Raw genomic sequence first — 10320 nt, forward strand, 5'->3', positions numbered from 1 at the left:
CGGCCGGGCGCGCGCCCGGCCGCCCAGGAGGTGATTCGTGACCCGTTCCGTGCTTCATACCCACGCCGATAGCTACACCGACACCCGCGCCCCGGTGCAGGCCGGGCCGCGCAGCGACGGCGCCCGGCCCGAGCGTCCGGCCGCGCCCCACGCGGCGCGGCCGCGCCGCCGTCGTGCGTCGCCCACCGAGCGCCGCCAGCGCCTGACCGCCGCGCTGTTCCTCGCGCCCGCCTGCGTGATGTTCGCGTGCTACGTGGTGTGGCCCGTGCTGTCGACCCTTCGCCTGTCGTTCTTCCAGTGGGACGGCATGAGCGATCCGGCGTTCGTGGGCCTGGCGAACTACGTCGAGCTGCTGCACGCCGACACGTTCTACACGGCGCTCAAAAACAACCTGATCTGGCTCGTGCTGTTCCTGCTCGCGCCGCCGTTCGGGCTGGCCGCCGCGCTGTATCTGAACCAGGCCGTGCGCGGCATGCGGCTCGTCAAATCGCTGTTCTTCGCGCCGTTCGTGCTGTCGGGCGTGGTGGTCGGGCTGATCTATTCGTGGTTCTACGATCCGACCTTCGGCCTGCTGCGGCTGATTTTCGGGCACGGCATTCCGGTGCTCGGCGACCCGCGCTACGCCACCTTGGGCGTGATCTTCGCGGCGCTGTGGCCGCAATCGGCCTACTGCATGATCCTTTACCTGACCGGGCTGACCACCCTGAGCAGCGAGCAGATCGAGGCGGCGCGCATGGAAGGCGCGAAGGGCTGGACGCTGCTGTGGCACGTGATCCTGCCGCAACTGCGGCCCACCACCTTCATGGCAATCGTGGTGACGGTGATCGGCGCGCTGCGCAGCTTCGACCTGATCTCGGTGATGACCTCGGGCGGCCCGTTCGACAGCTCCACCGTGCTGGCCTATTACATGTACGACCAGGCGATCAAGTATTTCCGCTTCGGCTATGCCTCCGCGATCGCCGTGGTGCTGTTCGCGATCATGCTGCTCTACATCGTCTATCACCTGCGCCATCTGCTGCGCAGCGAACACTGACCGTTTCCAGGAGACGCCCATGTATCCGTTGCCGATCGACCGCTGGAAACCGGCCACGCGCCGCCTCTACCGCCTGTCGCTGCCGCTCGCGCTGCTGCTGTGGCTGCTGCCGCTGATCGCGGTGCTGGTGACCTCGGTGCGCTCGTCCGAGGAACTGGCCGCCGGCCATTACTGGGATTGGCCGCACCGCTTCGCGCTGGTCGAGAACTACCGCGAGGCGCTGACCGCCTCGCCGATGCTCCATTACTTCTGGAACAGCATCCTGATCACGCTGCCCTCGGTGGCCGGCGCGATCGTGCTGGCGGCGATGGCCGGCTTCGCGCTGGCGATCTACCGCTTTCCCGGCAACGCGGCGCTGTTCGGCACGTTCGTGGCGGGCAACTTCGTGCCGATCCAGGTGCTGATGATCCCGGTGCGCGACCTGACGCTGAAGCTCGGCCTCTACAACTCGGTGGGCGGGCTGATCCTGTTTCATCTGTCGTTCCAGACCGGCTTCTGCGCGCTGTTCCTGCGCAACTTCATCAAGCAACTGCCGTTCGAGCTGGTCGAGGCGGCGCGCATCGAGGGCGCGAGCGAGTGGACGGTGTTCTTCCGCATCATCCTGCCGCTGATCCGCCCGGCGCTCGCGGCGCTGGCGATCCTGGTGTTCACGTTCGTCTGGAACGATTACTTCTGGGCGCTGTGCCTGACGCAAGGCGACGACGCCGCGCCGATCACGGTGGGCGTGGCCGCGCTGCGCGGGCAATGGACCACCTCGTGGAACCTGGTGTCGGCCGGCTCGGTGCTGGCGGCGCTGCCGTCGGTGGCGATGTTCTTCGCGATGCAGAAGCATTTCGTGGCGGGGCTGACGTTCGGGGCGACCAAGGGCTGACGGGGTGGCGACGGCGGGGCGGTCCGCAGCGGCGGCGGCACCCACCGCTGCACTGCCGCAAAAAGCCGATGCCGGTAAGTCCGCGGTAAGTCGTCCGTTTCTACAGTCACGGTGTTTCTTCCACCCTTGGGCGCGATACCGTGACATTCCCTTTCCTTCGTACTGCTTGCCTGCGTGCCGGCGCGATCTGCCTGGCCTGGTCCGCCACCGTTTCCCTCGCTTCGGCGCAATCGCTGTCGGCTCCGCCGCAGGACAGCGACGCCGACGGCTTCACGATCCTCGGCAACGCCACCAACGTCACGCATTGGGGGCTGGGCGCGGGCGTGGGCGTCGAGGCTTCGCCGTATCGCGGCGACGGCGCGAAGGTCTCGCCGATCCCGCTGCTCTATTTCGACGACAAATGGGTGCACGTGCTCGGCACCACGCTCGACCTGAAGGTGGGCCAGTGGAGCGGCCTGAGCGTCGCGCTGCGCGCGCGCTTCGGCCTGTTCGACGGCTACAGCGGCTCCGACGCGCCGATCCTGAACGGCATGCAGGACCGCAAGGGCGCGCTCTGGTATGGTCCTGCGCTGGCGTGGCGCAACGCGTTCGGCACGTTGTCGGGCGATTTCCTGCTGGGCGGCAACAAGGGCGAGCAGGCCAAGCTCGAGTTCTCGCGCACGTTCCACGCGGGGCGGTTCTCGATCGAGCCGCACGTGGGCGCGCAATGGCTCGACCATAGCTACACCGATTACTACTACGGCGTGATGCCGTCCGAGGCCCGTGCGTGGCGGCCCGCCTACACGGCCGGCTCGACCTGGCAATATTCGCTCGGGTCGCAGTTCAGCTACGCGCTCGATGCGCATCAGCGCGTGCTGCTCGACGTGGGCGTGACGCGGCTGGGCGGCAGCGTGGCCGACAGCCCGCTGGTCGGCCGGCGCTACGTGCCCGATGCGCGCATCGGTTACCTGTATCAGTTCAAGTGAGTCGTCCGAAATATGTCGAGAGTCGCGATCGTCGAGGATCATGAACGGCTGGCCGGGATGGTGCGCCAGGCGCTGGCCGCCGCCGGGATCGAGGCCGACCTGTTCGGCAGCGTGTCGGAGGCGCGCTACGGCGTGAATCGCGCCGATTACACGGTCGTGATCGTCGATCGCGGCCTGCCCGACGGCGACGGCCTGAGCCTGGTGCGCGACCTGCGCCGGGCCGGCACCATGACGCCGTGCCTGATGCTGACCGCGCGCGACGCGCTGCACGACCGCGTGGAAGGCCTGGAAAGCGGCGCCGACGACTATCTGACCAAGCCGTTCGCGATGAGCGAACTGGTGGCGCGGGTGCGCTCGCTGATGCGTCGCCCGGCGGTGCTGGCCGACCTGACCGCCGGGTTCGGCGACCTGGGCGTCGATCCGCAGCAGCAGACGATGCGCTGCGGCGAGCGCGCCGTGCAGCTCGGGCCGGCCGAGCTGCAGGTGATGCTGTGCCTGATGCGCGCGGGCGGTCGCACGGTGCGGCACGCCACGCTCGAACATGCGGCGTGGGGGCTGGGCGAGAGCGTCACGCCGAATGCGCTGGAGGTCACGCTGCACCGGCTGCGCCGGAAGCTGCAGGCGATGGCGTCGCGCACGCGGCTGGAAAACGTGCGCGGCGCGGGCTTCGTGCTGCGCACCGACGCTCCGGGCGCGGCCGATTCCGCCACGCCGAGCGACGCCCCGGAGGATCGCGCATGAACACCTCGAATCGACCCGCCGGCCGGCGGCTGCGCACGCTGTCGGCGCGGCTCTGGCTGACCAACGTGATGGCGCTGGCGTTGAGCCTGGGCGTGCTGGCGAGCGTGGTGCTGTGGGCCTGCGACCGCAATCCCCAGCACGTGCTCGGCCGCGCCGAGCAGATGGATGCCGTCAACGACATCGTGCACGGGCTGCGCTTCGACGCGACCGGCGCGCCGGTCGGTGTGCAACTGTCGGAACGGCAGACCTGGCTGTTTCGCGTCGCGCCGACCGAGGTACGCTACCGCGTGCTCGACGCGCATGGCGCGGTGGTGGCCGCATCGGGCACCGGCGCGGCCGACGCGGCGTGGCTGCCGGGGCCGCCGAGCGAGGTGCCCGACGGCTACCGGCGCACCGTGATCGACGGCCGGCCGTTCATCGTGGCGATGCGGCGCGTGCCGTGCGGCGCGGCCACCTGCTTCGTGCAGACGGCCACCAGCGTGCAGTTCCTCGACGCGCTCGCGAGCCTCAAGATCAAGCCGATTCCGCGCGTGGTGGCGGTGATCGTCGTGATCGCGACGATCGTGTTCGGCCTGACGCTGCCGCTGACGATCCGCCACGTGTTGCGGCCGTTGCGCGACGTGTCGGCGGCGGCGGCCGCGATCACCCCGCAGAACCTGCGCGCGCGGCTGCCGGTGGCCGACGTGCCGGGCGAGATCCGCCCGCTGATCGACGGCTTCAACGACGCGCTGGCCCGCCTCGAAGCAGGCTTCACGGCGCAGCAGCACTTCCTCGCGTCGGCCGCGCACGAGTTGCAGACGCCGCTCACGCTGCTGCGCGGCCAGATCGAGTTGCAGCCGGAGATCGCCGACAAGGCGCTGCTGTTTCGCGAGATCGATCTGATGGCGCGCCAGGTGCGACAACTGCTGCATCTCGCGGAAGTGCGCGAGTCGCAAAACTTCAGCTTCGAGCCGGTGAATATCGGCGACGTGTTCCATGACGTGCAGGCCTATCTGACGCGCAAGGCCGACGCGAAGCGGGTGACGCTCGGCATCGACGAGCATGGCGCGGGCGCGTCGATCCGCGCCGACCGCAGCGCGCTGTTCATCCTGCTCAAGAACCTGGTCGAGAACGCGATCAACGTCTCGTCCGATGGCGCGATCGTGCTGATCCGCTGCACCGACGACGGCCTGCACGTGATCGACGAAGGGCCGGGCATCGACGCCGCGCATCTGCCGAAGCTGTTCGAGCGCTACTGGCGCGCGCCCGGGGCCGGTTACGACGGCGCGGGGCTGGGCCTGGCGATCTGCCAGGAGATCGCGCTCGCCCACGGCTGGACGATCGGAGTGCGCAGCTCGCCGATGGGCACGCGGTTCTCGGTCGCGCTGCGACCGGCCCCGCTGGTGGTGGGGCGGGATGCAGGCCGCGATGCGCGCGATGCCGCCCGCGCCGACGAGGCACACGGCGCCACGCCGGGCAGGCCGGCCGCGATTCCAACCTGATGGCGTTCTGACAAAACGCCGCACCGCCTTGGCGGCCGTCACGCCCGCCGCACTTTCAGACACATTTCCGAGTCGCTTCGGAATCGGCCCGCACCGAATTTCAGATGCGGCTGATTGTGCGCGCTCGGGCCGCACGCAGACAATGGCGTTCATCGAGATGCCCTGCCTGCAGGGCGCTTCGAGTTCTCTCACCCGGGATCCACACCGCGTATGCACGCCCCGCTCGGGGCGCCGTGTGTCACGCATGCCGCGGCACGAAGCGGTACGGGCGGGTCGACAGCGATGAGTGCCCTGCGGCGGCCGGTGGGCGCGGTCGCACGGCTGTTCTCCGTGAAGTTGATTGTCGGAATCACGCTGCCATATGCGAACGCAGGGCACTCATCGCTGTCCGCCCGCTGTCCGATCCCCCATCAAGGACACGCTCATGAACACCCGCACCCTCGCTTCGGTGGCGCTCGCCTGCGCGGCCGCCACTTCCACCCTGTCCATCGCTTCCGCTACCACGGTGCCCGCTCCCATGCCCCTGTCACCCCACATCAACCACACGCCGATCACCAGTTCCGCGCCCACGCGGCTGCCGCCGAATGTGGCCGCGATCGTCAACCATGTGCCGATTTCGCAGCACCGCCTCGACGAGGCCGTCAAGGCCAGCGGCCAGGCCGATACGCCGGTGCTGCGCGAGCGCCTCAAGCGCCAGATGGTGGTCGGCCAGCTCGTCGAGCAGGCCGCCGAGCACGACGGCTACGACACGCGGCCGGAAGTGCTGGCCGTGGCGGCCCGCGCGCGTTCGCAGGCCGCCGCCGATCTCTATTTGAGGGAGCATGCGCGGCCCGAGCAGGTCACGGCCGAGCAGGTGATGGCCAGCTACCAACGACTGGTGGCCAGCGCCGGGCAGTTCGAATATCACCCGCTCGTGATCGCCGTGGGCGATGCCGCCACGGTGCAGGCCGCGCAAGCGGAACTGCGCGGCGGCGCCGATTTCATGGCGGTGGCGCAGAAGTACAACACCGCCGCGAACGGCGGCGTGACCACGCCGCTGTGGCTGAAGACGCCGCTCGTCGACGGCCACACCGGCGGCTTGCCGCTCGCGCTGGCGCAGCAGATCGTCTCGATGGACAGCGGTGCCGTCAGTGCGCCGATCGCGCTCGGTGGCGCCTATGTGATAGTCCGCCTCGACGACAAGCAGCCGACCGTGGTGCCGACCTTCGAGCAAGCCTCCCCGGTGCTGCGTCGCAACCTCGAAGTGGCCGCGCAGACGCACGCTTCGAGCGCGTTGATCGAGCGGCTGATCGCGCAGGCCACGATCGAGCAGTAAGCCCCCGCGCGCGGCGCGTTCTGCGCCGCGCCATTCGAATCGTTCCTGTCAGCACGCGTCAAACTGGCAATACCGCCGCTTCGGCGGCCAGTGCGGCCTGCACCGCATCGCGCTGACCGACGCGCGCCATGAAGCGCGCAAGCGCCGGCCATCGTGCGATGTCGATCGAGAACGCCGGCAGCCACGTCAGCACCGTGTACAGGTAGGCGTCGGCCACGCCGAAGGTTTCCATCAGGTAATCCCGTTCCGCCAGCGTGGCGGCCAGCAGATCGAGGCGCTTGAACAAGCGCGCCTCGATCTGCGTTGTCACGCGCTCGGGCAGTTCGCGGTCGAACAGCGGGCTGCAACCGGCGTGGATTTCGGTGCTGATGAAGTTCAGCGTTTCCTGGAGCCGCACGCGCGCCCAACTGCCGTTCGGCGGTGCGAGTCCGGCCTCGGGCTTCAGGTCGGCCAGATACTGGACGATCGCCGGGCCTTCGGTCAGCACCTCGCCGTTGTCGAGCGTCAGCGCGGCCACATAGCCCTTCGGATTCACGTCGAGAAAGCTGCCGCCTTCGGCGGTACGCTTGCTGCGGTTGTCGACGCGGACGAGTTCGAACGGCAAGCCCAGTTCCCGCAACACGATGTGCGGCGACAGCGAGCAGGCGTGCGGAGCGAAGTAGAGTTTCATGGCGCGGCATCCTTCATTTGACGGGGTATCGGCGTGCATCCGGCGTACAGGATCGCAACGATTCGACGGCCCGGCAAACGACATCTCGCGTGCTAGGATATGAAAAATTCTCATGCCGGCCCGCCCGGCGCCGCTTTCTTCCCTCTCCCTCCGCACGCACGTCATGGCAGGCAAGCTTCCTTCGCTGAACGGCCTGAAGGCCTTCGAATGCGCGGCGCGCCATATGAGTTTCACGCGGGCCGCCGCCGAACTGAACGTGACGCAAACCGCGGTCAGCCACCAGATCAAACGTCTCGAAGATGAACTCGGCGTGCGGCTGTTTCTGCGCCTCAAGGAACGGCTCGAACTGACCGTGCCGGGGCAGGCCTACCTGCAAGGCGTGAGCCTCGCGTTCGCGCAACTGCGCTTCTCGACCGATCAACTGCGCGCCGGCACCGATGCGCCCACGCTCACGCTGTCCACGCTCGCGAGCTTCGCCTCGAAGTGGCTGCTGCCGCGCCTCGGTGCGTTTCGCGCGGCGCATCCGGGGATCGATCTTCGCGTCGGCGCGTCGACCGATCTCGTCGATTTCGCGGCGGGCGGTGCGGACGCGGCGATTCGCTACGGCAGCGGCGACTGGCCGGGCCTGCGCTGCGACCGCCTGATGGACGACGAGATTTTCCCGGTGTGCAGCCCGGCCTTGCTGGCCGGTCGCGATCCGCTTACCGAGCCGGGCCGGCTTGCGCGGCACACGCTGTTGCAGGTGGGCGGCATGACGCACGACGATTGGCCCGTCTGGCTCGCGGCGGCGGGTTTGCCGACCGATCTCGCGGGCCGCTCGTGCGAGCGGCTCGATTTCGATCTCGCGCTGCTGGCCGTGCAGGCGGCCGTGGATGGCCTCGGCGTCTGCATCGGGCGGCGTGCCTACGTGGAAGACGATCTGCGGGCGGGGCGCCTGGTCGCGCCGTTCGACACGCGCGTGGCGACCGGGCGCGGTTTTTATCTCGTGTCGCCGCCCGAGCGGGCCGACAGCCGCGCGGTGGCGGCGTTGCGTGAATGGCTGATCGACGTGGCGGCTGCGTGACCCGCTAAACCGGCCACACCCCCGAACTGCCGCGCCGGTGACTCTCGACCAGATGCGTATCGACGATGCCGATCGCCTCCATCAACGCGAACATCGTGGTCGGGCCGACGAAGCGGAAGCCGAGCTTGCGCAACTGCTTGCTCAACGCGGTGGATTGCTCGGAGACGGTCGGCACCTCGGCCATGCTGCGCGGCGTGGGCGTGAGCTCCGGCTTGAACGACCAGACCAGCTTCGCGAGGCCGCCCTGGTCGCGCAGCGCGAGCGTGGCGGCGGCGTTGCCGATGGTGGCGAGGATCTTGGCGCGATTGCGGATGATGCCGGCGTCGGCCATCAGGCGTTCGACGTCGGCATCGGTGAAGCGCGCGACGCGCTCGGGATCGAACCGCGCGAACGCCGCGCGGAACGCCTCGCGCTTGCGCAGGATGATCGCCCACGACAGGCCCGACTGAAACCCTTCCAGGCTGATCCGCTCGAACAGCCCCTGTTCGTCGCGCACGGGCATGCCCCATTCGGTGTCGTAGTAGGCGCGCAGCATCGGATCGCCGACGGCCCAGGGCGGGCGCATCAGGCCATCTTCGCAGCGCACGGCATCGGTGGGTTTGTCCTTGCCGGGGAGGCCGGCGGGGGCGGTGGCGCGTTTCGCATCCATGGCGGGGAGGGGCGGGCATTGATCGAAGCGGCCAAGCCTAGCATGGCCTTCGCCGCCCCGGATTGCGGACTTATGGGTGGATGGATTGGCGCTCGGGCAGGAACCAGTTCATCAGCAGCGCGCACAGGCCGCCGGTGGCGACACCCGAGGCCAGCACGTTGCGCAGCGCTTGCGGCAGGCTCGTCAGGATCTCCGGCACCTGCGCGACGCCGAGCCCGAGCGCCAGCGACACGGCGATGATCAGCAGCGCGCGGCGGTCGAGCGCGACGCCGGCCAGGATGTTGATGCCCGAGGCGGCCACCGCGCCGAACATGACCATCGCCGCGCCGCCGAGCACCGGCTCCGGCACGGCCTGCAGCACGCCGGCCACGGACGGGAACAGCCCCAGCACCACCAGCATCGCCGCGATCCAGATGCCCACGTGGCGGCTCGCGATGCCGGTCAACTGGATCACGCCGTTGTTCTGCGCGAACACCGAGCTGGGGAACGTGTTGAACACCCCCGCGATCAGCGAATTGACGCCGTTCACGAGCACGCCGCCCTTGATCCGCTGCATCCACAGCGGCCCTTCCACCGGCTCGCGCGACACCTTGCTGGTGGCCGTCACGTCGCCGATCGCTTCGAGCGAGGTGACCACGTAGATGATCAGCATCGGCACGAACAGCGACCACGAGAAGCCGAGCCCGAAATGCAGCGGCGCGGGGATCTGGAACAGCGCGGCCTCGCGCGCGCCGGTGAAATCGAGGCGGCCCATCGCGGCGGCGGCCAGATAGCCGATCGCCAGCGCGATCACCAGCGCCGTGCTGCGCACCCACGCCACCGGCACGCGGTTCAGCACGACGATGGTGCCGAGCACGAGGCACGACAGCGTCAGGTTCTGCACGCTCGCGAACGTGCCCTTGGCCATCGCGCCGTAGCCGCCGCCCATGCTGATCAGGCCGACCTTGATCAGCGTCAGGCCGATCAGCAGCACCACGATGCCGGTCACGAGCGGCGTGATCAGCCGCTTGATGAACGGCAGGATGCGCGACACCGCCATCTCGACGAACGAGCCGGCGATCACCACGCCGAAGATCGCCGCCATCACCGTTTCGACCGGCGTGCCCTGCTTGACCATCAGGCTGCCGCCCGCGATCAGCGGCCCGACGAAGTTGAAGCTGGTGCCCTGCACGATCAGCAGCCCCGCGCCGAGCGGGCCGAGGCGGCGGCATTGCAGGAACGTGGCGATGCCCGAGATCACCAGCGACATCGACACGATCAGCGTGGTGTCGCGGGTCGGCACGTTCAGCGCCTGGCAGATCAGCAGGCCCGGCGTGACGATCGGCACCAGGATCGCGAGCAGATGCTGGAGCGCGGCGACGAACGCGACGGCCGGCGAGGGGCGATCGTTCGGGCCGTAGACGAGATCGTGGGCAGGGGCGGGGGCGTTTGCGCCGGAATGTGCGGGTTGCATCGCTCGGAAGGCCGCTCGAAAGAAGGAAGGTGCGCGATTTTAACGGTTCCGGCGCGGGCGATCGATCGCCCGCGCCGCC

At 69.0% G+C, this 10320-nt stretch carries 10 protein-coding genes; 7 read left to right on the top strand and 3 right to left on the bottom strand.

Translation table 11 applies throughout. From position 1 onward, the window contains the following. The first annotated feature begins 49 nt into the window (after positions 1 to 49). The 6 genes from ACYP33_RS26180 to ACYP33_RS26205 all read left to right on the top strand — a co-directional run bounded on the left by ACYP33_RS26180 (position 50) and on the right by ACYP33_RS26205 (position 6406). Positions 50 to 1033, top strand: a complete 984-nt coding sequence (locus tag ACYP33_RS26180) for a carbohydrate ABC transporter permease (protein WP_459624512.1) — start codon at positions 50 to 52, stop codon at positions 1031 to 1033. Between the two features lie 19 nt (positions 1034 to 1052). Next, entirely contained in the window at positions 1053 to 1904 is an 852-nt protein-coding gene (locus tag ACYP33_RS26185) for a carbohydrate ABC transporter permease (protein WP_414440611.1), read from the top strand. Positions 1905 to 2044: 140 nt separating this feature from the next. Continuing rightward, positions 2045 to 2869, top strand: coding sequence for a MipA/OmpV family protein (locus tag ACYP33_RS26190; RefSeq protein WP_459624484.1), 825 nt, complete (start codon positions 2045 to 2047; stop codon positions 2867 to 2869). Between the two features lie 12 nt (positions 2870 to 2881). Next, positions 2882 to 3610, top strand: a complete 729-nt coding sequence (locus tag ACYP33_RS26195) for a response regulator transcription factor (RefSeq protein ID WP_414448738.1) — start codon at positions 2882 to 2884, stop codon at positions 3608 to 3610. Further along, complete coding sequence (locus tag ACYP33_RS26200; RefSeq protein ID WP_459624485.1) at positions 3607 to 5091, top strand: sensor histidine kinase; 1485 nt, start codon at positions 3607 to 3609, stop codon at positions 5089 to 5091. Before ACYP33_RS26195 ends, ACYP33_RS26200 begins: the two co-directional genes overlap by 4 nt. Positions 5092 to 5515: 424 nt before the next feature. Continuing rightward, positions 5516 to 6406, top strand: coding sequence for a peptidyl-prolyl cis-trans isomerase (locus ACYP33_RS26205; protein ID WP_414448736.1), 891 nt, complete (start codon positions 5516 to 5518; stop codon positions 6404 to 6406). Positions 6407 to 6464: 58 nt separating this feature from the next. On the opposite strand, the gene gstA is transcribed toward ACYP33_RS26205, so the two are convergent. After that, positions 6465 to 7076, bottom strand: coding sequence for a glutathione transferase GstA (gstA, locus tag ACYP33_RS26210; RefSeq protein WP_414448735.1), 612 nt, complete (start codon positions 7074 to 7076; stop codon positions 6465 to 6467). Positions 7077 to 7239: 163 nt separating this feature from the next. On the opposite strand from gstA, the gene ACYP33_RS26215 reads away from it, so the two are divergent. Further along, positions 7240 to 8139 carry a transcriptional regulator GcvA gene (locus ACYP33_RS26215; RefSeq protein WP_414448734.1) on the top strand — a complete coding sequence of 300 codons (900 nt, stop codon included), beginning with the start codon at positions 7240 to 7242 and terminating at the stop codon, positions 8137 to 8139. A 4-nt stretch (positions 8140 to 8143) separates the two neighbouring features. Here the strand turns inward: ACYP33_RS26215 and ACYP33_RS26220 are convergent, their stop codons facing one another. Both ACYP33_RS26220 and ACYP33_RS26225 read right to left on the bottom strand, forming a co-directional pair. After that, positions 8144 to 8788 (bottom strand): DNA-3-methyladenine glycosylase I, encoded by a 645-nt coding sequence (locus tag ACYP33_RS26220; protein ID WP_459624486.1) that lies wholly within the window; start codon positions 8786 to 8788, stop codon positions 8144 to 8146. A gap of 70 nt (positions 8789 to 8858) precedes the next feature. Continuing rightward, entirely contained in the window at positions 8859 to 10241 is a 1383-nt protein-coding gene (locus ACYP33_RS26225; protein WP_414448732.1) for a uracil-xanthine permease family protein, read from the bottom strand. Positions 10242 to 10320 lie beyond the last annotated feature (79 nt).

Source organism: Burkholderia sp. 3C, assembly GCF_054589155.1.

Bases quoted from the DNA above. Each gene is read 5' to 3' on its own strand.
- ACYP33_RS26225 (WP_414448732.1), bottom strand. From the start codon at position 10,241: ATGCAACCCGCACATTCCGGCGCAAACGCCCCCGCCCCTGCCCACGAT.
- ACYP33_RS26200 (WP_459624485.1), top strand. From the start codon at position 3,607: ATGAACACCTCGAATCGACCCGCCGGCCGGCGGCTGCGCACGCTGTCG.
- ACYP33_RS26205 (WP_414448736.1), top strand. From the start codon at position 5,516: ATGAACACCCGCACCCTCGCTTCGGTGGCGCTCGCCTGCGCGGCCGCC.
- ACYP33_RS26195 (WP_414448738.1), top strand. From the start codon at position 2,882: ATGTCGAGAGTCGCGATCGTCGAGGATCATGAACGGCTGGCCGGGATG.
- ACYP33_RS26215 (WP_414448734.1), top strand. From the start codon at position 7,240: ATGGCAGGCAAGCTTCCTTCGCTGAACGGCCTGAAGGCCTTCGAATGC.
- ACYP33_RS26220 (WP_459624486.1), bottom strand. From the start codon at position 8,788: ATGGATGCGAAACGCGCCACCGCCCCCGCCGGCCTCCCCGGCAAGGAC.
- gstA (WP_414448735.1), bottom strand. From the start codon at position 7,076: ATGAAACTCTACTTCGCTCCGCACGCCTGCTCGCTGTCGCCGCACATC.
- ACYP33_RS26185 (WP_414440611.1), top strand. From the start codon at position 1,053: ATGTATCCGTTGCCGATCGACCGCTGGAAACCGGCCACGCGCCGCCTC.